The organism is Sphingobium sp. (assembly GCA_035196065.1).
In the GTDB taxonomy this organism is placed as follows: domain Bacteria; phylum Pseudomonadota; class Alphaproteobacteria; order Sphingomonadales; family Sphingomonadaceae; genus Sphingorhabdus_B; species Sphingorhabdus_B rara.
Map to the genome: position 1 here is coordinate 352,284 of CP136575.1, position 25,500 is coordinate 377,783.

Consider the following 25,500-nt stretch of genomic DNA (forward strand, 5'->3'; position numbering starts at 1 on the left):
AATTTCTCCTACAGGCCCATGCCGATTGACCGGCTCCGCTCCATCGAGATGGAGGCGGCAAGGTCGCGGGCCAGATCGCGACCGAGTTCTGTCTTGATGCCAAGCTCGCGGGTGCGGCTGCGCAGCAGGGATTCAACCTGCGCGTCGCGCTCCAGGCCCTTCGCCATGTCCGTCATGCGGCCCGTGAGCCTCTGCGCGCCCTTGCTGTCGCCATCGCGCTGCATGGCCTGGCGCGCCTGCGCAAGCCGCTGCCAGTCGCTGACAAAGCGGTCGGCGCGCTGCGCGGGATCAATACGGATTTCGGCCTCAAGCTGCATGGCGCGGATTGCACCCTGGCTGCGACCATCGGCGGCTTCACGGGCCAGCGAGGGCTGGCGTTGCAAGGCGCTGGCGAGGTCGGCTGTGCCATGGGGCCGGATCGCGTCGAGCGCCTTTGCAGCCTTCTCCAGCGCGTCGCGCTGGTGCGGCAGGACCGGCAATCCCTGTTCGCACATTTGCCCTATGTCGGCGGCGGCACGGGCATAGCGTTCGACAGCTCGGCGCTGATCGGACAGGCCAGCCTGATCGGTTGGCACGGTTTCGAGCTTTGGGACCTGCGGGCGGAATCCGGCGAAGATGGATTTCGCCCGCTCCGGCAACTGACGGGCGATTTCGACGATACGTTCACGGAAGGTGATGCCGCGCCGTTCGGCAAATTGCTGCTCGGGCTTGTAGTCGCTCGCCATGTCCTTGCCGCGCTCGCGGCTCAGAGTGCGCACTAGCTTTGACTGATCGGCGAAGTCATCGCGCCCATAGTGCAGGGCCACGCCGTCGCGGTGGCGCGACAGGCCGACATAGGCCCCGTGGCTGTCCAAGCCGGGGGTGGCCAGAACATGCGCGCGGTCGACCGTCATGCCCTGCGCCTTATGGATCGTCGCGGCGTACCCGTGATCGATATGCGCATAATCCTTGGTGTCGAAGGCGACGCTGCGGCCATCGTCGGTGCGCACGGCCATGCGCTGCGGCGTCACCTGCTCAATGGTGCCCAGTGTGCCGTTCTTGACGCCCAGGCCCCGCTCATTGCGCAGGAACATGATACGGTCGCCGCTGGCGAACTGGCGCTCGCCGCGCTCGGCTTGGATGGTCACATCGATACCCAGTTCGCCACTGTCGCGCAGCTTTCCGCGCGCCGCGTCATTGAGTTCGCGCACCTCATCGTTGGTATGGGTGAGAATGATGCGTGTATCGCCGGGGCTGGCCTGCCGGTTACGATCCCAGCGCTCGATCAGCTCGTCACGCGCTGCCTCCCGCGTCTCGGCGGCGTGCACCATGCCGCGTTCGCCATAGGCCTGAATGGAAAGTCCGGTGCGCCCTGTCGCAAGGTGCCAGGTGGCGTCCTGCTGCCAGCCTTCGTGCTGGCGGCGCACTTCGCTGATTTCGACGCCGCCATGCCGCTCGTGGATCGCACGGAAGGCGGCTCCAGCTTCGATGGCCTGCAACTGCTGCGGGTCGCCAACCAATACGACTTTCGCGCCTGCATCGGCGGCATGGGAGAGGACGCGCTCCATCTGGCGCGTGCCGACCATACCAGCCTCATCAATAACCAGCACATCGCGCGACGTGAGCAATTCGCGGCCCTGGCTCCACTGATGCTCAAGGCTGGCAATGGTGCGCGAGGCGATGCCCGAACCGTGCTCCAACCCCTCGGCGGCAATACCGGACAGCGCCGCGCCTTGCACGGTATAGCCCGCATTCTCCCATGCCTCGCGCGCCACGCCCAGCATCGCGCTCTTGCCGGTCCCGGCATAGCCGACGACAACGCTCAAGCCGCGCTCATCAGTCACATGCTCGAACGCCGCGCGCTGCTCGCCGGAAAGCACAAGGCCGCGCTCCGCCCCGTGCGCCAGCGCTCCTTCCCGGCCTGCGCCTTCGAGCTGATGTTGTTCACGTTGCGCCAGCAGTGCCGATGCATGTCCAAGGCGCTGTTCGGTGTCGATCATCTGCCGCGAGGTGAACCGCTCTTCGCCGCGTCCGTCCTTGCCCAGCGCGATCAGGTCGGACGAACCGCGAACCGCCCTCATGGCCAGATCGAACTGCTCCTTGCTGTCGCTGTGCCGATGCACGAACATAGCAAGGTCGCGGTTGGTGAAGGTGGCCTGGCTGTGCATGATCGCGTCAAGCGCGACAGCGGGATTGGCGATAATCCGCTCGCCGTTGCGTAGCGCGACGGCGCGATGTTCCTCGATCCGCTCGGCCTCCAGCCCGCGCACGCCCATGCGCGATGCGGCGGGACCGATCTTGTCCTGCGGCTCCAGCGCGATACCCTGCGCCTCCAGGCTGCGGTGATCGATGCGGGCGTCGATGTCGAGTTCGGCCAGCCGCTCATTGACATGTTCGGCCCAACGCTCGCGCCACTGCTCGACCAGTTCGGCCTTGTTCCAATCACGCACCTTCGCGCCAAACCCGTCGCCGTCCACTTCGCGCATGGTCAGCATGACATGGGCGTGGGGCTTGGGCTGGCCGTCTGCGCCAATATCCCAATGGACATTGAGGTCGGCGATCATGCCCTTTGCAACGAACTCGGCTTCGACAAATTCGCGGGCCAGCTCGATGCCCTGTCCCTTGGTCAGCTCGCGCGGAATGGCGAACTCTACTTCGCGGGCAAGCTGCGCGTCCTTGCGCTTCTCGGCGGTCTCGACCGCGTTCCAGAGCTTTTCGCGGTCGGCAAATTCCTCCGGCGCGCCTTCCGGCAGCAGCACTTCGGAATGGACGACGCCGTCCTTGTTGGTGAAGTCGTGGTCACGGTCGAGCCGTTCGTCGTGCAGCCGCTCGGCCCCGCGATAGGCCGCTGCCGCCACGGCGCTGCGCCCGCTCGACCGGCTGATGACTTTGACGGAGAGATGGAAGATCGCCATGACGGCAATCCATCTACGCCATGAGCGCCACGTCGGCACGACGTATAAGCGCGCCCTCCCATGATAAAATCCTGCTCGGGACTATTCAGTATCAGACCGTCTCGACGACTCTACAGCATTGAGAGAGCATCGATATTATCATCAGCGCATCACCTCTCAATGGAGAACTTCGATGCGCAAACCCCGTGACCTTGATTCGGAACTAAAGGCGCTCGCCGACAAGGCGAAGCAACTGAAGGAACGCCGCGTGCAGCAGCTCGGCGAACTGGTGATCGCCACCGGGGCAGACACGACCGATGCGGAAACCCTGGCCGGTGCGCTGCTCGTCATTGCGGAAACCAGCGATGCCCAAAAGAAGGAGGCGTGGCGCAAGCGCGGCGCGGCCCTCTTTCAGAGCAAGGCGCGCAAGCGTGGCAATGGAACTCAAGTCCAGCTGGATGGCACTCTCCCGCTTGACGGCGGCGCGGCATCGGCTTGAGGCCCGAAAGGCACGAACCGACATGCGCGAATGGCAGGTCAAACGCCGCGGACGCACACGGCAACTGATCGAACTGGGCGGCCTGGTCGTGAAGGCTGGACTGGTCGAACTCGCCGACGATGATCGCGCCACGCTCTACGGCGCGTTCCTCACGGTTGCGGCCAAGCTGCGCGGCGAGGAACGCGAACAAGCGCTGGTGCTGTGGAAGCGCAAGGGCAAACGGGCGTTTGAAGCAGAAAGCGAGGCAGGTAGTAGGTAAGCAGGTTTGGATTGAAGCGGGTAGAATGGCTGCAGTGTTAAAAGGTGCTCCAGAAGAACGGCTTACACTACAATTCCTCGAGATTGCCCGACATCGTTGCCAGCAACGTCTTGATCGCCGCAAACTCTCTATCGGAAATTCCCGACAACAGGCGGGCGTAGATCGCATCGGCCTCAAGCCTGAGCGAAGGAAGTATCTCGATTGCCCGAGGCAGCAGATGCAGTGTCCAGACCCGGCGATTGCCCTCGATTGAGCGTCGCTCGACATATTCGGCCTTTTCCAGCTGATCGATCACATGACCCACGCTGGCGCGTTCCAGATCAAGGCATTTGGCGAGTTCGGTCTGGGTAAGTCCCGGTGACCGAAAGATATAGGCAAGCGCGCGCCATTGGGTGCGGGACAGGCCGAATTTTGCCGTAGAGGCATCGAACAGCCTGCGCAGTTTACGCGGCACTTCCTCGACGAGAAACACGATCTCGTCGTTCTCGGTCATGTAGCTGTCCTGGTCGATTTCCTGTTGCATCGGGCAAGCGCCTTACCCGCCGAGCGTTCAATTGAAAAGACTTTACTGTAAGACATCTTACAGTAAGAAGGTTTCATGCATAGTGAATCGATCAAGCTGGAAGGGAAGGCAGGCCATGCCATCGCCGCCAGCATCGAAGGGGCGCGGGATGGAATGCCGGTTATTCTCGCGCACGGCGGCGGGCAAACCCGACGGGCCTGGAAGAAGATTTCGACGCTACTTGCTGGTCGCGGCTTTCATGCCATCGCAATCGACCTGCGCGGACATGGCGACAGCGAATGGGCCAGGGACGGGGCCTATGACATTGCCGACTTCGCGAGCGACCTCGTTGCTATCGCCGCCCGGTTGGCGCGCAAGCCAGCACTGATCGGCGCATCGCTGGGGGGACTCGCCGGGATCGTCGCCGAAGGGCAACTCGCACCCGGCAGTTTCGCTTCGCTGACACTCGTCGATATTACGCCGCAAATGGAGGCAACGGGCGTTGCGCGCGTTGTAGGCTTCATGGCGGCCCATGCGCGCGAAGGCTTCGCTTCGCCCGATGAGGCTGCGCGCGTGATCTCGGAATACTTGCCGCATCGCCCCAGCCGCAAGGCATCGGCAGGGCTGGCCCACTATCTGCGCCAGAAGCCCGACGGGCGGTATTATTGGCATTGGGATCCTGCGTTCATCGACGGGGTCATGCGCCGTCACGCGCAAGACGGCGCGTTGGGCGATCACGGACGGAGCGAACTCAGCAGTGCCGCGATGAATCTCGCGCTTCCGGTGCATCTGGTCAGGGGCGGTTCGAGCGATCTGGTCTCGCCGGAAGCCGTTGAGCATTTCCGGAAACTGGTCCCGCACGCTGCCTTCAGCGACATTGCCGATGCCACCCACATGGTCGTGGGCGACCAGAACGACGTATTTGGAGCGGCGATTGCCGACTTCCTGATCCGCACTCACGATAAGGGCGATGCAACATGACCGCCCGCTCCAACAGGCCGGAACTCGCGGAACTCCGCAAGATGCTCCACATCGCGCCGTTTCACCGCTGGCTCGGCCTCGATATTGTCGATCTGACCGAGCGGGAACTGATCCTCGAAATGCCCTGGCGGGATGAAATCGTCTCCAACCCGATGATCGGGTCGGCGCATGGCGGTATCTTGTCGGCATTGATCGACCTGACTGGTCTCTACACCGTCAACGCGCTGGGCGGCACGGCGCGGGCGACCGCCGACCTTCGCGTCGATTTTCACCGTCCTGCAACCTCCGGGCCGCTGCGTGCGATTGGTAGTGTCGTCAAACTGGGCAAGCAGTTGAGCGTCGCGGAAACCCGGATCGAGGATTCGGCCCACAGGCTGCTGGCTAGCGGCAGGGGGGCCTATGTCGGTTGACCCCCGTTTCCCTACCATCGGAATCGTGCTTGCGCTGTCGGCCTGTGTTGGGGTTCCCGATGCCGGTGTCAGGCCGGTCATGCGGACCCCCGAGTCCATCGAGGCGACCCAGACCCTCGCCGCGCGCGGCAGCATTGGCTGGCCGCCCGACCAGTGGTGGCGGCTTGTTGGCGATCCGCAGCTCACCCAGTTGATCGAGGAAGGCCTTGCCAACTCGCCGCAGACCGCGATTGCCATGGCTAGGATAAGACGGGCGGACGCAGAGGCTCAGCGCGTCGGCGCAGCCCGGCTCCCGACCGTCGGCGGCGAGGCGGAAGGTGGCTTGCGCCGCCAAAGCGGCAACAACGGCATACCCGCGCAGTTCCTTCCCGATGGCTGGGCGGATTACGGCCAGGCCTCGCTGTCGTTCGATTTCGACCTTGATCTATGGGGTCGCAACCGAGCGGCCTATGCCGCCGCGACCTCGGGAGCTCGTGCGGCGGTGGTCGATGCCGCGCAGGCGCGGCTTGTCCTTTCGGTTGCGATCACCGCCGCTTATGCCGAACTGGGCAGGCACTACCGTGAACGCGACAACGCCGAGGCCGTGCTGGTCAATCGCCGCGCGGCGTTGGCGCTGGTTGCCGAGCGCGAACGCAACGGCCTCGACAACCGCATAGGCCTGCGCCGCGCCGAAGCGGAACTGGCGAGCGCCGAGCAGGACATGGCGGCGGTCGATGAAAGCATCGCCCTGCGCCGAAACCAGTTGGCCGCGCTAGTGGGGGCCGGACCGGATCGGGGCCGGACGATCACGCCAGCACCGCTATTCCCATCGACACCGCTTGGTATTCCGGCCGGGTTGACCACGGACCTGCTTGGCAGGCGTCCGGACATTGTCGCGGCGCGCGAACGGGTCGAAGCGGCTGAAAGCCGCATCAAGGTGGCGCGCGCCGGATTCTTTCCTTCGGTAAATCTCAGGGCGCTGATCGGCTTGCAAGCTCTTGGGATTGGCAACCTCGTCGATTCCGGATCTTTGTTCGGATCGGCTGGCCCGGCGATCAGCCTGCCAATCTTTCAGGGCGGCGCGCTCAGGGCGCAATATGGCCGCGCCGGAGCGGATTATGAGGAGGCAGTCGCCAGCTATAACCAGACCGTGATTTCCGCCTTTCAGCAGGTTGCCGACGCAGTAACGCAGCGCGAGGCGGCGGACAAACGGCTGGCGGCAGCACGCACTGCCCTGGCCGCGAGCGAAGATGCCCTTGCGCTGGTCAACAATCGCTACACGGCTGGCTTGGCCAGCCGACTCGACGTGCTCGCCAGCGAGCGGGCGGTTCACGATCTCCGGCTCGCCGTGATCGGTCTCGAAACCTACGAGCGGGGCGCAACTCTGGCTCTGATCCGGGCCCTCGGCGGCGGATTTGCAGCAGACACTCAAACTTCACCGGAACCGATAACCCAATGACCGCTGCCGCGCCCGAAACCCCTGCCGTCGATCCGGCCCTGTCCCAGTCCCGCAAGGCGTCGCGCAAGCGATGGCTCACGCGGCTTGCAGTGGCCTTGGCGGTGATCGGACTGGCCTGGGGGGTCTGGTATCTGCTGGTCGCCCGGAATTTCGTGTCCACCGAAAATGCCTACGTCAATGCGCAAATGGCGCAGGTCACGCCGCTGGTTGCAGGCTCGGCGACCGAGGTTCTGGTGCGCGACACCCAGCAGGTGAAGGCCGGACAAGTGCTGGTGCGACTCGATCAGGCCGACGCGCGGATCGCGCTGGCCCAGGCGGAAGCGGATATGGCCGCAGCGCGGCGGCGCTTCCGTCAGACCGTTGCCAACAGCTCCGCCTTGGCGGCGCAAGTGGACACCTCCGGTGCCGGAGTAACCCAGGCTCAGGCGCAATATCGCACGGCGCAGGCTGAACACGAAAAGGCCCGGATCGATCTGCAGCGCCGAGAGAATGTGGCAGCTAGCGGGGCGGTATCCGGTGAAGAGTTGACGCAGGCCCGCAGGACCTATGCCACGACCCTGGCCGCGCTCGATGTAGCGCGCGGGGCGATCAACCAGGCCAGCTCGTCAAAGCGCGCCGCGCAAGGGCAACTGGCCGCGAACGCCGCGCTGGTGAGCGGATTAAGCGAGAATAGCGATCCTGCCGTATTGGCCGCCATGGCGCGGCGCGATGCCGCGCAACTCAATCTCGACCGCACGGAAATCCGCGCGCCCATCGACGGTGTCGTCAGCAAGCTGCAAGTCCAGATCGGGCAACGGCTCAATCCCGGACAGATCATCATGACAATTGTGCCGCTGGCTAGTGTCTATGTTGAGGCCAACTTCAAGGAGAGCCAGTTGCAGCGTGTGCGGATCGGCATGCCCGTCAAGCTCACCGCCGACCTCTACGGATCGAACGCAACCTATCGCGGCAAGGTGGTCGGCTTTGCGGGCGGCACTGGTTCTTCGATGGCCGTTATCCCGGCTCAGAATGCGACCGGCAACTGGATCAAGGTCGTCCAACGCTTGCCCGTTCGCATCGAACTCGATCCAGCCGACCTCAAACGGCATCCGCTGCGGGTCGGCCTGTCGATGGAAGTCGAAATTGACGTTTCGGGCGACTGACAGCCATGAGCGGCACCGCAAAGACTGCGACGGGCATCCCACCTTCGCTTCGGCTGATCGCCGGGCTTACCCTGGCGTTTGCGAACTTCATGGTGATTCTCGATCTGACGATCGCCAATGTTTCGATCCCCCATATTGCAGGCAGCCTCGGCATCACGCTCGAACAAGGCGCGTGGGTTATCACCTCCTATGCGATTGCCGAAGCGATTTGCGTGCCGTTGACGGCGTGGATTGCGTTCAGGTTTGGCTCGGTTCGCACCTTTCTGTTCAGCATGATGGGTTTCGGTTTCTTTTCGCTCCTCTGCGGGCTGTCAGTCTCAATCGAAATGCTGGTGATGTGCCGCATCGGACAGGGCATTTTCGGGGCCTTTCTGATGCCTATGTCGCAAACCCTGCTGCTGCGCGTATTCCCGCCCGAGCAGCAAAACATCGGCATGGGCATGTGGGCAATGACGCTGCTGCTTGGGCCTGCACTCGGCCCGATCATCGGGGGCTGGCTGACCGATAACTGGTCCTGGCACTGGATATTCCTGATCAACGTGCCAGTTGCCCTGCTTTCCATCATCGGCGGGGCCGTCCTGCTCCGCCCGATTGAAACCGAACGCCGCGTCTTGCCAATCGATTATGTTGGCCTTGTTCTGCTGGTTATTTGGGTCGGCTGCTTGCAGGTCATCCTCGATATTGGCCGCAACCATGACTGGTTCGGTGACCCGCTGATCGTCGTGCTGGCTATAACGTCGGCTGTCGCATTCCTGATTTTTGTCGTCTGGGAACTCACCGAAGACCATCCCGTGGTCGATCTGCGCATTCTGCGGCATCGGGGGCTGAGTGTCAGCCTCGTAGTCCTCTCAATCAGTTTCGGCGCCTATTTCGCGGGCTTTGTGATTGTTCCGCAGTGGCAACAGGCATGGCTGGGCTTCACCGCGACGCAGGCAGGCTATTCGTCTTCATTCTCGGCGATCGCGGGTCTCCTGACAGCACCGCTTGTCGTGATGCTGATGCCGCGGCTCGATCCCCGCTTGCTGGTTTCGGGAGGCATCGTTTGGCTGGCCGTGATGGGGCTCTTGCGGACATTCTGGGCCACCGACAGCGATTTCTGGACACTCAGCATACCCCAATTCGTTCAAGGGCTGGGCATGACTTTCCTGATGTTGCCGATCATCAACCTGACGTTGAGTACCGTGGACGAGCATGAAGTCGCATCAGCCGCAGGCTTGCAAAGTTTCATGCGTACCATTGCGACGGCATTCGCGACTTCGGTTTCGCTGACCTATTGGGGCGACACCCAGCGCGCGGCACGCAACGATATAGCGGGCGTTCTGCAACCGGACGCTGAAGGCGGCGCAATTGCCGGACTGGGCTTCTCACCCGAGGGTGCGCGCCAAATGCTGAGCAACATGGTCGAGGTAGAGGCCACGACCCTGTCTGTGCTGCACGTCTTCTGGACGACATCCGCAATTCTGCTGATCGCTGCGGCACTCATCTGGCTAGCGCCCCGGCCCAAGCGGAGCGGCGGCGTGTCGATGGGGCATTGAACGCGCCTGTTGGGGGAAGTGACGGAACGGGCGTGGTTCACCGCATCCAGCCAAGAATAGCGTCCGCCTGCCCACGGGAATCGTGCGGTGAACTCCTCCAAGTCCACCATCTCGACAGGATCATTGGTGTCGAGTCCTGGAAGTGAAGGGAAGCGTGACGGGCGGGAGATGAACCAACCGAAGCAGTTAACGGCGAGTGCGGCGGAGCTTTCGGGACTCTCAAGTTTGACTGACCCTACTTCGTTTCTGCCAGCAGCGCCAAATCGATCCAAGACATGTTCGACTGGAACACTGGGAAGAAACCCTGTCAAACTCAACGCGGATTCGTTGCCATCATCCGCTTTTAGACCGCGACTATGCAAAGTTCTTACGTCCTCAATCAGTCACCTGGCTCAACCGCTGTCTGGAGACCTCGGCCACGTGCTTCGACTGCTGCCTGAGCCAGGAAATCCTCGATGGCGGCAACGGAGTGCTGACGACATAGGTTGAGGGCTTCGACTTCCGTGAGGCAGTCGATCCCGTAGCCGAATTGGCTTTTCCAGAGGTCGTCAAGTGCTTGGCCATGATGCTCCCATAACACAATTCGGGTTGCGGGCTGCAATGAAATTATGCGCGCGTCCCGGCTCTCGGTCAGGGTCGTGATCGCGATGACCTCTCCGCCGCGCGCCTCGACGTAACCGCGCAGGTTGGCGAGAGTGCCGCCAAGGCCGACGTGATCGTCAACAAGCACATAGTTTGCACCCGGCTGGACCTGCCCTTCGAACGTCGCCGGGGTAACCAGCCGCTGAAATGCCGGGGCACGGGTATGGCCGACTTTGTTTGTCTGGACGATTTCACCGGCGATGACGGGGGTTCCAAGTTCGCTGCCCAACACCTGCGCCATCGCATCGGGGATCGCGTTGAAGCCCGTCAACTCGTCGGCCACGACCGGCAGGAGCAGAGTAGGCCGATTGCCGATGATCTCGTGAAGACTCACTATTCCATCTGGCGACAGTAGATCGGATGCCAGCATGAGAGCCGCCTCGGCATCCCCCGCCTTTGCGGCGGCGTAACCCGGATGGTTATCACGTGTGCGGACATCTGTGTGGATCACTACATCGGGGAAATCGGGTGGCCAGGGCAATCGGGTTGGCAATGGGTTGCTCATCTCGTGAACATGCCCACAGGCGGGTTGAAAAGCCAGAACCCGATAGCGCGCACCAAGTTGAACCGGCAATTTGCGCGATTCGCGCGCAAAATCCACCGATGCCGACGCAGATTTGCGGCGATGACGGCGCAAATGCCCGACGATGAAGCGCATTACCGCAAAACTCTTGTTTGAACTGCTTTCCGCGCCCTCGCATTTCTCGCCGCGCCTTTCCGTCTCATGCTTTCTATTGCCTTGTCATGGCGTCCTTTTCCCAATCCATCCGACTGCGCCCTGCGCTACGATGTACCGGAAATGTTCTTGCCTTCGCGAAGCAGGCCGCCAATCCTTGGTCTCGGGAGGTTTCATCAACTGCCAACTTATGGAAGCAAGTCCCATGTCGAATGCCGAAAAGATCATCCGCCTCAAGACCGTTCTCGACCGCACCGGCCTTTCCCGCTCCACGCTCTATCGCAAGATCGCCGAGGGGACATTTCCGCCCCAGGTCAGGATCAGCATCCACGGTGCGGGTTGGCATGAATCGGCAGTGAGCGGCTGGATCGCCGATCCTGCTGCCTACCGCCACAGTCAGAGGGAGAGCCGGGTGTCATGAACGCGCTCCCTGATCCAATATGCGTCCGGGTCAACGATGCCGCCCGCATGATCGGTGTGGGCCGGACCAAACTCTACGAACTAATTGCCAGTGGCGAAGTGCAGGCCGTCAAACTTGGCAAGTCCACCCGAATTACCACTGCGAGCTTGCATGAGCTAATCAGGCAGCAACGCGATCCTCTGTAGGCTCTGCCGCCGCATCGGCTGGCGTTGCCTCGGCGCGGGGCGGGCTATCCAGATAGTCCGCCCACAGCTTCATCAAGCCGCGCCGCTTCTCGAAAAAGTCAGTTCGGCGATAGGCAGCTTCAACTTTGTCGGGCAGTTTGTGGGCCAAAGCCTTGTCTGCCACCTCCTTGGGATATTCGGTGCATTCCGACGACCAGTCGGTAAAGGCGGAGCGGAAGCCGTGAACCGTCACGCCGCTTATGCCGTCATCGCGCAAAAGCTTCGTCATCGTCATGTCGCTGATCGGCTTCTTTCCATCCTTGGAAAAGACGAGGCCGATATCGCTGGCGCGCTCGTCCCATCGCCTGCGGAGCAATGCGACCGTGGGTGCGGACAACGGCACGACATGAGTTTCGCGGGCCTTCATACGCTCGCCGGGTATAGTCCAGACCGCGTTGTCCAGGTCGAACTCTGTCCAGACTGCAAGCCGGGTTTCGTTCGATCGGACAGCGTTGTAGATCGTGAAGCGCAAGGCGTCGCGCCCGATCGTCGGCGCAGCGTTCGCCAATTTCCGCATGAGGGCAGGGACTTCAGCATAGGGCATGGCCTCCATGTGGCCGCGCTTGTCGTTCTGGCGCGGTAGCCCCTTGCGAACGGATCGCAGTGAAACTTCCTCCGGCACCCAGCCTTTGACGTGGGCGAAATCCAACACCACGCCGATGCGCTGCAACATGCGCCTCGCCGTTTCGGGAACCTCCAGCCAGATAGGGGAGAGCGCCTCGGCAACGCAGGCGCTATCGACCTGATCGACTTGCTTCCCTCCGATCCGGGGAAAGACATGCCGCTCAAAGCCAGACAGCCAACGCGCGTGATGGCCCTCCTTCCAACCGTCGCCAAGTGTTTCATGGCAGCTCCGGGTTGCGACCTCGAAGGTCGGGATGACCTTCCGTGCATTGCGGCGCTCGGCAACAGGATCGAAGCCTTCGCGCACTTGCCTGCGCAACATGGAGGCGGCCTCACGCGCTTCGGCTAGCGAAACGTCCAGTGCTGAACCCAGCCCATAGTCGCGGCGCTGCCCATTCAACTGCATTCGCAGCATCCAAGTCCGCGCACCGCTTGGCTTCACCAGCAGGCAAAGGCCACGGCCATCGACGTGGCGACCGGGCTTGGCATTCTTTACTTTCAGGATCGTCAGCGGCATCAGGTTCGAGTCCCTGTTAGGGAATCACACCCCCGAAAAGGCGGCATTTTGTTCCCACAATCGTTCCCACATTTCGGCGGGAATTCAGGCAATTCGAAGCGACCGACCGCGAATACGTTACAAGATAAATCGCTGATTTTACAGTGGACTTAAGGACGTTCTGAAATCGCCTGAGACGAAAGTTATAGCGCCTCCTCCGCTACCATATTTTCCAATGCTATCTTTTGTTTGACCCCTGCGGTGCTGTGCACAACCATGCGTATGGTTTATCGCGCGGTTTTGAATTGTGCGGAGACGGCGCGGATGCGGTGTTTTCGCTGGTTACGAAATGGTCGTGTGGCACGACTGTTGCCGTTTGCTTCAAGTCAGCGCTTGTAGGACATGCCACGAGTGAGCATAGCGCTCAGCCAGTCTATCGTTCTTGTCCATTTGTAGCAGAGTGCCAGATATGCGCGATAATTCATCATCGGCAATCATCGGTAAGCTGGGCTTGCTGCCTCACCCTGAAGGTGGATGGTATAGAGAAACCTGGAGGTCTGCGGCTGCATCGGGCCAGCGGGCCGGAGCAACGGCAATCCTGTTTCTGCTTGATGAGGGGGAGCGTTCGCACTGGCACCGGGTGGATGCGGCTGAATTGTGGTTGTGGCATGCCGGTGCACCTTTGACGTTGATGATAGCGGAGAATGCGGAAAGTGCCCCAACTCGCTTGAGGTTAGGGGGCGATGTTTTGAACGGCGAAATGCCGCAACTTTTGGTTCCGCCTTTTCATTGGCAAGCGGCTGAACCGGATGGTGGTTGGGCTTTGGTCAGCTGCGTTGTGTCGCCAGCATTCGACTTTTCGGGTTTTGAACTGGCTGCGCCGGATTGGTCGCCCGGTTAGTATTCATCCGGGGCGAGCACCGACCCACTTGATTATCGTCGCAGACGGATGTGTCAGCGTAGATGAATTCTTAGTTTTCAGTCGATAGTGCGCTGATCTAACAGCAAAGAATCGTTCAAAATGACCTTTCAGCCCGAGCCATCAAAACTAGCCGCATCGGTCCGTTTAGGTTTGCCGGTTGCGGAATGGTCGTTTTCCACGACTGATTGTGAGCCGCTCAAGCTTTCTTATCGTCCTCTACCTCAGACAACCTGCGCTTCCTGAGCCTGCCAACGATAGCGTCGGATGACAGCTGATCGTCCAAGCTTTGCAGGCGACCTTTGCTCCATCGGATGAAGGCTGCGTAGCGTGGATCATTCTTGCGGCTTTTTGGCTATGTCCAGCCGTCAAGTTCGGATCTTTCTAACTTTGCAGGCCGCGCTTGCTCCACCGATCAAGGTCAGCGTGACGTGGATCTTTTGATTAATTTGGAACAGGGCCCATCAACTGCCTAGGTCGATAGAGCCGGGGGCCTATCGAGCCCTCCCGGAAAAACCAAGGAATGGAAACCGAATTGGATTGAACGGTGCCATTTTTGTTCAATTTCTCTATTTCTAAAATCCAATAATAATTGATGTCATTAATATAAAAATATGCAAATTCTACATGCATTTTGAATATAGTGAAATATTCATAAATTATACAGTTTTTCTGTAAAATATATAATCTTGATAACAAACAAGGTTAATGCATTCATATTGAGAATGACATCATGGTTAACGGATTGGCGATGTTACCATTTATCCCTTTTAAGCACGACGCCTCTTTCCATTCATGCTTTTTGCTTATTGGAAACTGGCAATAAATGACAAGGTAAGGTTATGTTCCAATAGGTTCGCGGCAGCCTCCAGACACGGCATGAGAGTTGGATCTCCGATTCTCCCGGAAACTAGGCTGCAATGTTCTTATTCAAACAAAACCCTCTTTCATTTTTCGGGTGAAGCCGGCCGCGCTTTTGGGGTCGGTAGTCAATGAATAGGTCGTCACTCGCCGACGTTAAGGCATCGGCAGTACGATCAGGAGACGCTTTAATGACAAAACTTTTGAAAATTGGCGTTGCCGCAATTGCTGTTGGAGCTGCTGCTCTGACCGCTAGCGGTGCCGTTGCCCGTAAGGGCGCAGATGATCCGGCAGGTCATATTCGTCAAAGCCGGGGAGCTGACGACAGTGCCGACAACGCTCGTCGCGGCCGCGGCGCGGACGATCCAGCCGAGCGCAAGGCAAATGACGACAAGGGCGGCGACCGCATCGGTGGCCGCGGTGCAGACGATGCCGCTGGTGATGATCGCCGGGGCGACCGCACTCGTGCTGCCCGGACAAGCGATGACAAGTCCAGCGCGCGCAGCCGGACCCAGGATCGCAACCAAAGCCGTGGCCGCGGTCGCGGTCGTGGCGGCAACTAAGGCGTCCATATAGACGTATCGCCGCTTCCAAAGCGGCGCATGGTAGGTTCTGGCGGGCTTGGCTCTGCCAGAACCTAGCTACTTGGCGCCAAACTGCAATGCGCGTTGCTTAAGCCGCCGGACAGCGCACCATCCAGAAATCGGCTCGAAATATCTTGATATGAACAATTTCGAAAAATTGATGCTCTTGGCACTCGCTTCGGGTGCAATGGTAAGTCCGGCTGCAGCACAAAGTCTGACAGTTGAAGACGTCACGCGCGACGACGACAGCATCCGCTTTTCCACCGGCGTGCATTTTTCGACGGGTCACTATGGCGAGGCTGTCCGCACGACCGTTGTTTCGGCGCCACTGTCGTTAAAATATACCCGCAACAATCTTAGCGTGCGGATATCGGTGCCTTATATATGGATCGACGGCCCGGCGACTTTGCTCGATGCCTCCCATGGCGGCGACGCAGTGACCGGCGGCGTGAGCAGCCTCAACGAAACCGGCGACCCCGAAGGTCGCGTTAATGAATTCTCGTCGCTTAGCGGGAGGCGACAGGGCCTGGGCGATGTCACCGTGGCAGCAACCTACAGCTTCGATCTCGGCTCGAATTTCTACTTTGATGCATCCGGCCGCGTCAGATTGCCCACGGCCTCGACGCGCAATGGCATTGGCACGGGTAATGCGGACATCCTCGTATCCGGCGACTTGAGCAAAGAGTTTGGTCCGACAACTATTTATGTTCACGCGCGTCGCCGCTTCCTCGACAGCACCGACGCGCATTGGCTGCGCAACAGCTGGGGCGCAGGGGCGGGCGTCAGCCTTGAGGTCGGCGAAGGGCCAATATTCGGTGTTGATTATGATTGGCAGCGGTCCCCGATACAAGGAGAGGCCGCATCAAACGAAGTTACGGGCTGGGCGAGTGTCCGACTTGCAAGGGCGCTGAATCTTTCCTTTTATGGCAGCACAGGGTTGAATAGCGAAAGTGCCGAATTCGCAGGCGGCATGACCTTAAGCGTCCGCGTGGATAAATAGTCGCGGGCTACCGCTTTCGCGATTCTCCGCACTCCCAATGTCACAAAAACTGAAGCTCCGTTCGTCCAAGAGCGGAGGAAGCCTGCAGGCTGCATTCCAGCCAAACAATTGTTGAACGCCGACCTGGAAAGGTCTGCGCAGCACTTACGTTGCAGCCATATCCGCATGTCGGGTGTTCGTCATAAGTACAGCCAACCCTAATCCCAGCTGACGAAATGCTGGGACACATCAGTTAGGGCGCGCTAAATGGGAAGGTTAAGAGCTGCCTTTCCAATCGCATCACCCGCCGTTAATCACATCAATGCCAAGGACTGCGTGAGGGTTCACATCTTGGATTGCATGAAGATATTGGTCAGGAATGTAGTGAATGGATGAATCTGAAATTGCTCATAATTTTGGAAAATTACACGCTCGACATGCCGGAATTCTTATTCGTTATCTGGTAGAGTGTCGTCGCGCCTCTGATGGAGATCTTGATCTTTTCCTCATCATGGCGACCATCGGCGAACGCACCTTTAACGAGCGCTACGCACCAGACGCGATGAGCCTTGAGGAATTCGTCGGCGGGACGGTTGGCAAAATAGAGCCCCTGCCGATCAATGCTCAGTCAATTTCAGACTTCACGGGGATTCCCAGGGAAACAGTCAGGCGAAAAATAGATACGCTTCTGAAAAAAGGATGGGTGAAGAGAGATCAAAAAAATTACTTTACGGCAACAGATGATGTCAACCATGCATTCTCTAGACTTACCGAAATAACTCAAAAATATTTGCAGGACTTCACTTCATCATTGAGTAAGTGATTCTCATAATAAAAAATAATGACATATTTTAATTTAAAGTAAAATCTATAAACCATTTTTTTGACATTATGGTTCAACAATATTGAAATCCAGTTTCGGGATACTCAAAAAGCTTGTCAGCTGCTTGATCGCCGTTCCGTCACCCACCAGTTGGACCCGCCCAGATGCAACCATCGCATCCAACGGTGCTTGTCCAAATAGAACACCCAGGATGATGGGTTTTGGCGCAGACAATGTGGGTGCTCCGGGAACGGTTTGGCCCTTTTCGCTCACAAGAACTGCATTTTCGAGCGTCACCGCAAAACGATCTCCGCTGATCGTATCGACGAGATTGAAAGCAAGCTTAGTCTCGCCCGCCTTTTCTGGCACCAGCGTCGTTTCAACAAGATCAAGAAAATCCGCCAAGGGAGTGGCCATCATCAAGTAATTTGGGCCGGTTTCAGCGAACCCATCAGGCTTTCCTCTGCGCAATTCGCGCGCGCCGGTGAGATAGATGTTTCGCCAGATAGCACTCTCGGATTGGTATCCGAGTTGTTCATAGCTATCTGCAAGCAGGAACCTAGACACGCTGTCAGTCGGATCAGCAAACACCCCGCTTTGGCCGAGTTCTGCGGCCCATCGATAATTGCCAGCCTCAAAAGCCTTTCGCGTCACACGGTGCAGAGCCTTGGCACCCCCCAATGCTTCAACCAACAGCTTTGCCCGTTCAACTGGTGGGTGAGGATTGAGATTGGCTGGCACGCCATCATACCAACCCATGTAGCGGTCATATACGGCCTTGGCGTTGTGGCTCACTGTTCCGTAATAGCCGCGCACACCCCAATCAGCCTGCAATGCTGCTGGCAATCGCAGATTCTCGGCAATCTCCTCGGGCGTCTGCCCCAGATTCATGCGCCGAACAGACTGGTCATGGATGAATTTATAGGCATCGCGCTGCCGACTAAGGTGCTGCCGGATTACGTCGTTACCGTATCGGGGCCAGTGGTGCGAAGCGATCAGCACTTCGGCCTTCTTGCCCCACAGTTGCAACGATTCTGTTAGATAGAATGCCCAAGCCTTTGCGTCGCGCACCTTGGCGCCTCGCAACGTCTGCACGTTGTGCAAGGATGCTGTTGCAGTTTCGGAGTTCAACAGGGCCTTCACATGCGGGATCCAAATGTTGAATTCGGCAGGCGCCTCGGTTTCGGGGACCATTTGGAAGATGAGTTCAACCCCATCTATCTTGAGACTTTGCCCGGTTTGTTCAATTTCGATTGTCGGGGCTATAAAACCCTGCTGTCCGGCAGCAATGGCCGTACCCATCCCCATCCCCGTGTGCCCTTTGGGCCCGCGCGGCAAAAAATATCCGAATTGATAAAAGGCTCTGCGGCCCATTGCGGTCCCGGCAATCATCCATTCGCTGACCACCTCGTCAACGAACCCCTTAGGCGCGATTACTTGCACCTTGCCGGAGGCCACATCTGCCGGGTCCACAATTCCAAGAGCCCCGGCAAAATGATCCGAATGGGAATGCGTGTAGATGACGGCGACGACAGGCTTGTCGGCTACATACTTTTTGAGAAGGTCAAAGGCTGCACGCGCCACTTCAGATACTGTCAGAGGATCAACGACGATCCATCCCTTGGGGGTTTCAATGAAAGAAACGTTGGAATTGTCAAAATTGCGAACCTGATAGAGGCCGGGAGCGCTCTGAAATAGCCCCTCTGCCCGTAAGACCCTGTTCTGACGCCAGAGAGCAGGATGAACCGTACTAGGCGCGGGACCTTCGATGAAGTCGTTGCCTGACAGGTCAAAGCTTTGCTTTCCATTGGTCTGGCGGATCACATTTTCAGGCCAGGTCGCGATAAAGCCGCGCTGGGCAAATTCAAAGTCTTGCCCGTCCTCTGGCGGCAGATCGCGGGCCGCTTGTTCCAAAACAGCTTTTGTTGCCGGGGTCGCATCACGTGCAACGTCGGCAACCGGGGCGCCTGCAGGTCCATTCGCCCATGCAACGCCAGAACACAGCAGGAAAGCAGCAAAGCGTGTCGCTCGGCTCAAAATGGGCATCAAAATCCTCCCTTGAAATTCTTTTGAAAGGTATAGGAACGCGACACCAATCATTGGAATGAGATTGGCGCCCATTTTGGGCAGAGCCAAGCGGGAGCGAGAGGCAAGTGGAAGCCGATTTTGTTATAATTGGCGGAGGTTCGGCAGGGTGCGTACTGGCCAATCGTCTGTCGGCTGATCCCCGAAACCATGTTATTTTGGTCGAAGCGGGTGGCCAGGGCAAATCATTTTTATTGTCCATGCCCGCAGGCTTTGGTGTCACGGCAAATGGACCCGGGCATTCGTGGCATTATTCTGGAGAGGCCGAACCAGCCATTCATGGACGCAGAATGCTACTCCCGAGAGGCAAGGGACTGGGCGGTTCGTCCAACATAAACGGACTGCTTTATGTGCGGGGACAACAGGCAGACTATGATAGCTGGAGCAACCTTGGCGCTATTGGCTGGGGCTGGGCCGATGTTGCGCCCTATTTTCGCAAGAGCGAGAGCTATGCCGCCGGCGGAACGGATCTGCGTGGAGATGATGGGCCTTTGCGCGTAGAAGAAGTGTCCCACCGCAACCCGACCAATGACGCTATCCTCTCCGCCTTTGCCGATATCGGCGTGCCGCGCACGAACGACTATAATGGCGTCGATCAATTTGGTGCCTTTTACTACCAAACAACAGTCGCCGATGGGCGCCGCTGTTCTGCGGCCGATGCATTTTTGCGCCCGGTGATGGGGCGCCCCAACTTGGAGGTGATGACCGGCGCGGAGTGTCGTCGCGTCGTGCTGGAAGATAATCGCGCAACAGGCGTTGAAATTGAGGGGCCTAAGGGTCGTCTGACAATCAAGGCGCGGCGGGAAGTCATCTTGTCGGCGGGGGCGTATCACAGCCCAAAGCTGTTAATGCTGTCCGGAATTGGCCCGGCCAGCCATTTGCAGCAGATTGGGATTCCGGTGATCCAAAACAGCCCGCAGGTCGGCAAGAACCTTCAGGATCATTATATCTTGACCATGAGCTGGCGCCTGCGGGCAGGAGTCTATAGCTATAATAAAGAGCTTTCCGGGGGCCGCCTGCTCTGGAATGTCTTGCGCTATCTGTTGCGGCGCGACGGTACGATGACGATACCAGCAGCCCAGATAGGTGCCTTTGTCAAATCTGATCCAGCCCTCGACCGGCCGGATCTGCAGTTTCATTGCCTGCCTGTAACAGGCGATCTCGACGCCGCAGCCGCGGGCAAGAAATCAGCGCTGTCCCCTTGGCCGGGATTAACACTCGGCCCCACGGTCTTGCGACCCGAGTCCCGTGGGCATGTCCGACTGAGCAGTCCAAGCCCGACAGACGTGCCGGAAATCGTGCATAACTGGCTTGAAGCCGAGGTGGATCAAAGATTGTCTGTGCGCGCCATGCGTATGGCACGCAATCTGGTGGCTGCGCCCTCCCTAGCTCCATTGGTGGAAAGCGAACCTTGGCCCGGCCAGAATTGTAACAGCGATCAAGAGCTTTTGGATTATGCCCGTGGATACGGCAACACGGGTTATCACCCGGTTGGCACATGCAGAATGGGCATTGATGATGGCGCAGTTCTGGACCCTACATTGCGGGTCAACGGGGTCGACAGACTGCGCGTCGTTGACGCATCGGTTATGCCGCGCTTGGTTTCAGGCAACACCAATGCAGCTGCCATCATGATCGGAGAAAAGGGCGCCGACCTCATTCTTAACGCGCCCTAGCCGGTCGGAATCAAGCACCGCAGATTCAGATGATCGACGCACCGTGCTTGGCGACAGAATGCTTTGCCTTGCATATCTGAGCTATCGGTCACCGTAATATTCTTTGCATCCAACGCCCTTTGAATGACTATTAATTACCCAGATAAATGTCTACCGCGAATCAAAATTCGCATATTCGGGAAACAAGGGTTTAACATGGGATTTCCGCCGGCACAGGGTCTGTACGACCCGCGCAATGAACATGACGCGTGCGGCGTTGGCTTCATCGCCAACATCAAGGGCAGTAAGAGCCACGCGACCATCGAACGCGGATTGGAAATTCTCGTCAATCTTGACCATCGCGGCGCGGTGGGTGCCGATCCGCTGCTTGGTGATGGCGCTGGCATATTGATCCAGATTCCCGATGCACTCTATCGCGACTGGGCCAATGGGGCGGGCGTGACCCTGCCGTCACCCGGCGATTATGCCGTGGTGATGTGCTTTCTGCCGCAAGACGAAGCGGCACGCGAATTCGGCATACGCAACTTCGAAAGCTTCATCGTAAAGGAAGGCCAGACGATCCTCGGCTGGCGCGATGTGCCGACGACACTCGATGGTCTTGGCAAGGCAGTGATCGAGCAGATGCCTGTCATCCGGCAGCTATTCATCGGCCGTGGGGCGAATTGCGCTGATCAGGATGCCTTTGAACGCAAGTTGCTCGCCATTCGTAAACAGGCGCAAAACCCGCTTTCCGCTCTGGAAGAAAAGCACGGGCTTCCAGGTCTTGGCAGTTTCTATATCCCATCCATGTCGACGCGCACGGTGGTCTATAAAGGGCTGCTGCTCGCAGGGCAGGTCGGCAGCTTTTACGACGATCTGCGCAACCCGCTGTGCCAATCGGCGCTGGCGCTCGTCCACCAGCGATTTTCGACCAACACCTTCCCGAGCTGGAAGCTCGCACACCCCTATCGCTTTGTCGCACATAATGGCGAGATCAACACAGTTCGCGGCAATGTGAACTGGATGAACGCGCGCCGTCGCACGATGGAATCGGACCTGATGGGCCCCGATCTCGACAAGATGTGGCCGATCATTCCGCACGGGCAATCGGATACAGCCTGTCTCGACAATGCGCTCGAACTTCTGCTCGCTGGCGGATATAGCCTCGCCCATGCGGTGATGATGTTGATCCCCGAAGCATGGGCCGGCAATCCGATGATGGATGCCGACCGGCGCGCCTTTTACGAATATCACGCAGCGCTGATGGAACCATGGGATGGCCCGGCCGCGGTTGCCTTTACCGATGGCCGGCAGATCGGCGCGACCCTTGATCGCAACGGCCTGCGCCCTGCCCGTTTCTGCGTCACCGACGATGACCATGTCATCATGGCATCGGAAAGCGGCGTGCTTCCGATCAAGGAAGACAATATCGTCCGCAAATGGCGGTTGCAGCCGGGCAAAATGCTGCTGATCGATATGGAACAAGGCCGCATCATCGAGGATGAGGAAATCAAGGCCGAGTTGGCAAGCAAAGAGCCTTACGCCAAATGGCTGGAATCGGCGCAGTACAAGCTGAAGGATTTGGACGAGGTTGAAGTCGCCGACGGTGCGCTGGCAAACGATGACAGCACGTTGCTCGACCGGCAGCAGGCCTTTGGCTACACGCAAGAGGATATCAGCAAATTCCTGACGCCGATGGCAACCAACGGCGACGATCCGCTGGGCTCGATGGGCACCGACACGCCGATTGCCGTATTGTCGAACAAGCCGCGCTTGCTGTTCGATTATTTCAAACAGAATTTCGCGCAGGTCACCAACCCGCCGATCGACCCGATCCGCGAAGAACTGGTGATGAGCCTGGTTTCAATGATCGGCCCGCGTCCCAATCTGCTCGGCCATGATGCAGGGACGCACAAGCGGCTGGAGGTTGCTCAACCCATCCTGACCAATGCCGATCTTGCCAAGATCCGCTCGGTCGAACAGGCTCTGGATGCCGCCTTCCGCGCGGAAACGATCGACATTACCTGGAATGCCGCGAGCGGAGCAGCGGGCCTTGAAATGGCAATCAAGGAAATGTGCTGGGCCGCAACCGAAGCGGTGCTGCAGGACAAGAATATCCTTATCCTCTCGGACCGTGCGCAAGGGCCGGAGCGGATCGCCATGCCCGCATTGCTGGCAACCGCAGCCGTACACCACCACTTGGTCCGCCAGGGTCTGCGCATGCAAACCGGGCTTGTCGTCGAAACCGGCGAAGCACGCGAAGTGCATCATTTCTGCGTTCTCGCAGGCTATGGCGCCGAGGCGATCAACCCCTATGTCGCTTTTGAGACGTTGGAGGAAATCCGGCTACGGCAGGGCCTGGCGCTTTCGACCTATGATGTGCAGAAAAACTACATCAAGGCGGTCGGCAAGGGCATATTGAAGGTCATGTCCAAGATGGGCATTTCGACCTACCAGTCCTATTGCGGCGCACAGATTTTCGACGCCGTTGGCCTGTCTTCGGAATTTATCGGCAAATATTTCACCGGCACGGCGACGACGATCGAAGGCGTCGGCCTTGCGCAAATCGCTGAAGAGACCGTCCGCCGTCACGCGGCGGGCTATGGCGACAATCCGATCTATCGCAACATGCTCGATGTTGGCGGTATTTATGGCTATCGCATCCGTGGCGAGGACCATGCCTGGACCCCGAACAGCGTGGCAAAACTGCAGCACGCCGTGCGCGGCAATAACCCCAAGGAATATGAAGAGTTTGCCCGTTCGATCAACGAGCAGAGCGAGCGACTGCTGACCATTCGCGGACTGATGGAGCTGAAACCAGCGGACAAGCCGCTCGACATCAGCGAAGTCGAACCCGCTTCCGAAATCGTCAAGCGTTTTGCCACCGGAGCGATGAGTTACGGATCGATCAGTTGGGAAGCGCACACCACGCTGGCACTGGCAATGAACCGGATCGGCGGCAAATCGAACACCGGCGAGGGCGGCGAGGATCCGCAGCGGTTCACGCCGCTGTCCAATGGCGACTCCATGCGCTCTGCGATCAAGCAGGTCGCCTCGGGTCGCTTTGGTGTGACCACTGAATATCTGGTCAATGCCGATGATATCCAGATCAAGATGGCACAAGGCGCAAAGCCCGGTGAAGGCGGCCAGCTGCCGGGTGACAAGGTCGACAAAACCATCGGCGCCACCCGCCATTCCACGCCGGGCGTCGGGCTGATCTCTCCGCCGCCGCACCACGATATCTATTCGATCGAGGATCTGGCACAGCTGATCCATGACCTGAAGAACGTCAATACCGGCGCACGCATATCGGTGAAGCTCGTCTCCGAAGTTGGCGTCGGCACCGTTGCCGCTGGCGTGTCGAAGGCGCGCGCCGACCATGTCACCATTTCAGGCTATGAAGGCGGGACCGGCGCTTCGCCGCTGACCTCATTAACCCATGCGGGATCCCCTTGGGAAATTGGCCTTGCCGAAACCCAGCAGACATTGCTGCTTAACAATCTGCGCAGCCGCATTGCCGTGCAGGTCGATGGCGGCCTGCGCACGGGGCGGGATGTCGCAATCGGCGCGCTCCTCGGCGCGGACGAGTTCGGATTTGCGACCGCTCCGTTGATCGCAGCCGGCTGCATCATGATGCGCAAATGCCATTTGAACACCTGCCCGGTCGGCGTTGCGACCCAGGATCCGGTCCTGCGCAAGCGTTTTACCGGCCAGCCGGAACATGTGATCAACTATTTCTTCTTCGTCGCTGAAGAATTGCGCGCGATCATGGCCGAAATGGGCTTCCGTACGATCGATGAGATGGTCGGCCGGGTCGACCGGATCGACATGAAGAAAGCAACCCATCACTGGAAGGCGCAAGGGATCGACCTGTCGCGCCTGCTGCATGTTGTCGATAACAAGGGTGCATCGCTGCACCAGACGGAAACGCAAGACCATGGGCTCGACAAGGCGCTTGACCGCGAACTGATCGACGCCGCAGCGCCCGCGCTTGAAAAGGGTGATCCCGTGCGGATCGAGCGCGAGGTCAAAAGCCTCAACCGAACCGTTGGCGCGATGTTGTCGGGTGAAGTCGCCAAAAGATATGGCCATGCGGGCCTTCCCGAAAACACGATCCAGATCGCCTTGACCGGTGTTGCTGGGCAAAGCTTTGGCGCGTTCCTTGCACATGGCATTACGCTCGATCTCACCGGTGATGCCAATGACTATGTCGGCAAAGGCCTGTCGGGCGGACGCGTGATCGTGAAGCAGCCAGGCCATGTGAAACGCGAACCAACCGAGAATATCATCGTGGGCAACACCGTGCTTTATGGCGCAATCGCGGGCGAAGCCTATTTGAGCGGCGTCGCGGGCGAACGCTTTGCGGTGCGCAACTCGGGCGCACTTGCGGTCGTCGAAGGCACCGGCGACCATGGCTGCGAGTATATGACCGGCGGCGTTGTCGCCGTCCTCGGCAAGACCGGGCGTAACTTTGCTGCAGGCATGTCCGGCGGCGTCGCCTATGTCTATGACGAAGACGGCCGCTTCCGCGAACGGTGCAACATGGCGATGGTCGATGTCGAACCGATCGAGGCCGATGGACCCGAAGCCGAAAATAGCAAGGGCGCGCCAAGCCAGCGCGCGGTGAGCGTGAATGATTTCGGCATGGGTGACATGCTTTACCATTCCGAAGAGCGCTTGCGCATCCTGCTCGAACGCCACCATCTTTACACAGGCAGCAAGCGGGCGCGTGCGATCCTTGATGATTGGTCCAACGCCGTCGGCAAATTCTTGAAGGTTATGCCAAAGGATTACAAACGGGCATTGAAGCAGATCGAGGCCGAACGCCTTACCGCCGCGCATGTCGCAGCTGAATGAATTGACGGAGCATTA

At 59.1% G+C, this 25,500-nt stretch carries 20 protein-coding genes; 15 read left to right on the forward strand and 5 right to left on the reverse strand.

Annotation, left to right across the window (positions count from 1 at the left end; translation table 11 throughout):
* Window positions 1-8: 8 nt before the first annotated feature.
* Window positions 9-2,894 carry a Ti-type conjugative transfer relaxase TraA gene (gene traA, locus RSE16_01745; protein ID WRH76222.1) on the reverse strand — a complete coding sequence of 962 codons (2,886 nt, stop codon included), beginning with the start codon at window positions 2,892-2,894 and terminating at the stop codon, window positions 9-11.
* A gap of 172 nt (window positions 2,895-3,066) precedes the next feature.
* Between traA and RSE16_01750 the strand changes: the two genes are divergently transcribed.
* Window positions 3,067-3,372 carry a conjugal transfer protein TraD gene (locus RSE16_01750; GenBank protein WRH76223.1) on the forward strand — a complete coding sequence of 102 codons (306 nt, stop codon included), beginning with the start codon at window positions 3,067-3,069 and terminating at the stop codon, window positions 3,370-3,372.
* A 22-nt stretch (window positions 3,373-3,394) separates the two neighbouring features.
* Window positions 3,395-3,631, forward strand: a complete 237-nt coding sequence (locus RSE16_01755; protein WRH77269.1) for a conjugal transfer protein TraD — start codon at window positions 3,395-3,397, stop codon at window positions 3,629-3,631.
* Between the two features lie 67 nt (window positions 3,632-3,698).
* Here the strand turns inward: RSE16_01755 and RSE16_01760 are convergent, their stop codons facing one another.
* Complete coding sequence (locus tag RSE16_01760; protein ID WRH76224.1) at window positions 3,699-4,154, reverse strand: MarR family transcriptional regulator; 456 nt, start codon at window positions 4,152-4,154, stop codon at window positions 3,699-3,701.
* Between the two features lie 75 nt (window positions 4,155-4,229).
* Here RSE16_01760 and RSE16_01765 point away from each other — a divergent pair, with 75 nt between their 5' ends.
* From RSE16_01765 to RSE16_01785, 5 genes are read left to right on the forward strand one after another with little or no spacing between them, the layout of a single operon-like run.
* Complete coding sequence (locus RSE16_01765; GenBank protein WRH76225.1) at window positions 4,230-5,114, forward strand: alpha/beta hydrolase; 885 nt, start codon at window positions 4,230-4,232, stop codon at window positions 5,112-5,114.
* Window positions 5,111-5,524, forward strand: coding sequence for a hotdog fold thioesterase (locus RSE16_01770; GenBank protein WRH76226.1), 414 nt, complete (start codon window positions 5,111-5,113; stop codon window positions 5,522-5,524). The genes RSE16_01765 and RSE16_01770 overlap by 4 nt, the downstream gene beginning before the upstream one ends.
* Window positions 5,514-6,962 carry an efflux transporter outer membrane subunit gene (locus tag RSE16_01775; protein ID WRH76227.1) on the forward strand — a complete coding sequence of 483 codons (1,449 nt, stop codon included), beginning with the start codon at window positions 5,514-5,516 and terminating at the stop codon, window positions 6,960-6,962. Before RSE16_01770 ends, RSE16_01775 begins: the two co-directional genes overlap by 11 nt.
* Window positions 6,959-8,104, forward strand: coding sequence for an EmrA/EmrK family multidrug efflux transporter periplasmic adaptor subunit (locus RSE16_01780; protein WRH76228.1), 1,146 nt, complete (start codon window positions 6,959-6,961; stop codon window positions 8,102-8,104). Before RSE16_01775 ends, RSE16_01780 begins: the two co-directional genes overlap by 4 nt.
* A 5-nt stretch (window positions 8,105-8,109) precedes the next feature.
* Complete coding sequence (locus tag RSE16_01785; protein ID WRH76229.1) at window positions 8,110-9,639, forward strand: DHA2 family efflux MFS transporter permease subunit; 1,530 nt, start codon at window positions 8,110-8,112, stop codon at window positions 9,637-9,639.
* A 379-nt stretch (window positions 9,640-10,018) separates the two neighbouring features.
* Here the strand turns inward: RSE16_01785 and RSE16_01790 are convergent, their stop codons facing one another.
* A complete protein-coding gene (locus RSE16_01790; GenBank protein ID WRH76230.1) occupies window positions 10,019-10,939 on the reverse strand; it encodes a hypothetical protein in 921 nt (306 codons plus the stop codon).
* A 223-nt stretch (window positions 10,940-11,162) separates the two neighbouring features.
* On the opposite strand from RSE16_01790, the gene RSE16_01795 reads away from it, so the two are divergent.
* Together RSE16_01795 and RSE16_01800 are read left to right on the forward strand one after the other, a co-directional pair.
* On the forward strand, window positions 11,163-11,378 hold the full coding sequence (locus RSE16_01795) for an AlpA family phage regulatory protein (GenBank protein WRH76231.1): 216 nt from the start codon (window positions 11,163-11,165) through the stop codon (window positions 11,376-11,378).
* Between the two features lie 47 nt (window positions 11,379-11,425).
* Window positions 11,426-11,563, forward strand: a complete 138-nt coding sequence (locus tag RSE16_01800; protein ID WRH77270.1) for a helix-turn-helix domain-containing protein — start codon at window positions 11,426-11,428, stop codon at window positions 11,561-11,563.
* Here RSE16_01800 and RSE16_01805 read toward each other — a convergent pair.
* Window positions 11,538-12,743: an integrase arm-type DNA-binding domain-containing protein gene (locus tag RSE16_01805; protein ID WRH76232.1), complete on the reverse strand. Its 1,206-nt coding sequence runs from the start codon at window positions 12,741-12,743 to the stop codon at window positions 11,538-11,540. The two genes, RSE16_01800 and RSE16_01805, sit on opposite strands and share 26 nt — an antisense overlap.
* A gap of 448 nt (window positions 12,744-13,191) precedes the next feature.
* Here RSE16_01805 and RSE16_01810 point away from each other — a divergent pair, with 448 nt between their 5' ends.
* The 4 genes from RSE16_01810 to RSE16_01825 all read left to right on the forward strand — a co-directional run bounded on the left by RSE16_01810 (window position 13,192) and on the right by RSE16_01825 (window position 16,888).
* A complete protein-coding gene (locus tag RSE16_01810; protein ID WRH76233.1) occupies window positions 13,192-13,623 on the forward strand; it encodes a cupin domain-containing protein in 432 nt (143 codons plus the stop codon).
* A gap of 1,070 nt (window positions 13,624-14,693) precedes the next feature.
* Complete coding sequence (locus RSE16_01815; protein WRH76234.1) at window positions 14,694-15,065, forward strand: hypothetical protein; 372 nt, start codon at window positions 14,694-14,696, stop codon at window positions 15,063-15,065.
* Window positions 15,066-15,225: 160 nt separating this feature from the next.
* The gene (locus RSE16_01820) at window positions 15,226-16,086 is read left to right on the forward strand and encodes a hypothetical protein (protein WRH76235.1); all 861 of its coding nucleotides are present in this window, start codon (window positions 15,226-15,228) and stop codon (window positions 16,084-16,086) included.
* 367 nt (window positions 16,087-16,453) lie between these two features.
* A complete protein-coding gene (locus RSE16_01825; GenBank protein WRH76236.1) occupies window positions 16,454-16,888 on the forward strand; it encodes a hypothetical protein in 435 nt (144 codons plus the stop codon).
* A gap of 66 nt (window positions 16,889-16,954) precedes the next feature.
* Here RSE16_01825 and RSE16_01830 read toward each other — a convergent pair whose 3' ends face one another.
* On the reverse strand, window positions 16,955-19,009 hold the full coding sequence (locus RSE16_01830; protein WRH76237.1) for an alkyl sulfatase dimerization domain-containing protein: 2,055 nt from the start codon (window positions 19,007-19,009) through the stop codon (window positions 16,955-16,957).
* A 32-nt stretch (window positions 19,010-19,041) separates the two neighbouring features.
* Here RSE16_01830 and RSE16_01835 point away from each other — a divergent pair, with 32 nt between their 5' ends.
* Both RSE16_01835 and gltB read left to right on the forward strand, forming a co-directional pair.
* The gene (locus tag RSE16_01835; GenBank protein WRH76238.1) at window positions 19,042-20,649 is read left to right on the forward strand and encodes a GMC family oxidoreductase N-terminal domain-containing protein; all 1,608 of its coding nucleotides are present in this window, start codon (window positions 19,042-19,044) and stop codon (window positions 20,647-20,649) included.
* 195 nt (window positions 20,650-20,844) lie between these two features.
* The gene (gene gltB, locus RSE16_01840) at window positions 20,845-25,485 is read left to right on the forward strand and encodes a glutamate synthase large subunit (protein WRH76239.1); all 4,641 of its coding nucleotides are present in this window, start codon (window positions 20,845-20,847) and stop codon (window positions 25,483-25,485) included.
* Window positions 25,486-25,500 lie beyond the last annotated feature (15 nt).

What these genes read in the sequence shown, in the direction of transcription:
- RSE16_01775 (WRH76227.1), top strand. Translation starts at nt 5,514, where the DNA reads ATGTCGGTTGACCCCCGTTTCCCTACCATCGGAATCGTGCTTGCGCTG.
- gltB (WRH76239.1), top strand. Translation starts at nt 20,845, where the DNA reads ATGGGATTTCCGCCGGCACAGGGTCTGTACGACCCGCGCAATGAACAT.
- RSE16_01755 (WRH77269.1), top strand. Translation starts at nt 3,395, where the DNA reads ATGCGCGAATGGCAGGTCAAACGCCGCGGACGCACACGGCAACTGATC.
- RSE16_01815 (WRH76234.1), top strand. Translation starts at nt 14,694, where the DNA reads ATGACAAAACTTTTGAAAATTGGCGTTGCCGCAATTGCTGTTGGAGCT.
- RSE16_01760 (WRH76224.1), bottom strand. Translation starts at nt 4,154, where the DNA reads ATGCAACAGGAAATCGACCAGGACAGCTACATGACCGAGAACGACGAG.
- RSE16_01780 (WRH76228.1), top strand. Translation starts at nt 6,959, where the DNA reads ATGACCGCTGCCGCGCCCGAAACCCCTGCCGTCGATCCGGCCCTGTCC.
- RSE16_01750 (WRH76223.1), top strand. Translation starts at nt 3,067, where the DNA reads ATGCGCAAACCCCGTGACCTTGATTCGGAACTAAAGGCGCTCGCCGAC.
- RSE16_01770 (WRH76226.1), top strand. Translation starts at nt 5,111, where the DNA reads ATGACCGCCCGCTCCAACAGGCCGGAACTCGCGGAACTCCGCAAGATG.
- RSE16_01800 (WRH77270.1), top strand. Translation starts at nt 11,426, where the DNA reads ATGATCGGTGTGGGCCGGACCAAACTCTACGAACTAATTGCCAGTGGC.
- RSE16_01790 (WRH76230.1), bottom strand. Translation starts at nt 10,939, where the DNA reads ATGCGCTTCATCGTCGGGCATTTGCGCCGTCATCGCCGCAAATCTGCG.
- traA (WRH76222.1), bottom strand. Translation starts at nt 2,894, where the DNA reads ATGGCGATCTTCCATCTCTCCGTCAAAGTCATCAGCCGGTCGAGCGGG.
- RSE16_01785 (WRH76229.1), top strand. Translation starts at nt 8,110, where the DNA reads ATGAGCGGCACCGCAAAGACTGCGACGGGCATCCCACCTTCGCTTCGG.
- RSE16_01805 (WRH76232.1), bottom strand. Translation starts at nt 12,743, where the DNA reads ATGCCGCTGACGATCCTGAAAGTAAAGAATGCCAAGCCCGGTCGCCAC.
- RSE16_01825 (WRH76236.1), top strand. Translation starts at nt 16,454, where the DNA reads ATGGATGAATCTGAAATTGCTCATAATTTTGGAAAATTACACGCTCGA.
- RSE16_01795 (WRH76231.1), top strand. Translation starts at nt 11,163, where the DNA reads ATGTCGAATGCCGAAAAGATCATCCGCCTCAAGACCGTTCTCGACCGC.
- RSE16_01820 (WRH76235.1), top strand. Translation starts at nt 15,226, where the DNA reads ATGAACAATTTCGAAAAATTGATGCTCTTGGCACTCGCTTCGGGTGCA.
- RSE16_01810 (WRH76233.1), top strand. Translation starts at nt 13,192, where the DNA reads ATGCGCGATAATTCATCATCGGCAATCATCGGTAAGCTGGGCTTGCTG.
- RSE16_01765 (WRH76225.1), top strand. Translation starts at nt 4,230, where the DNA reads ATGCATAGTGAATCGATCAAGCTGGAAGGGAAGGCAGGCCATGCCATC.
- RSE16_01830 (WRH76237.1), bottom strand. Translation starts at nt 19,009, where the DNA reads ATGGGCGCCAATCTCATTCCAATGATTGGTGTCGCGTTCCTATACCTT.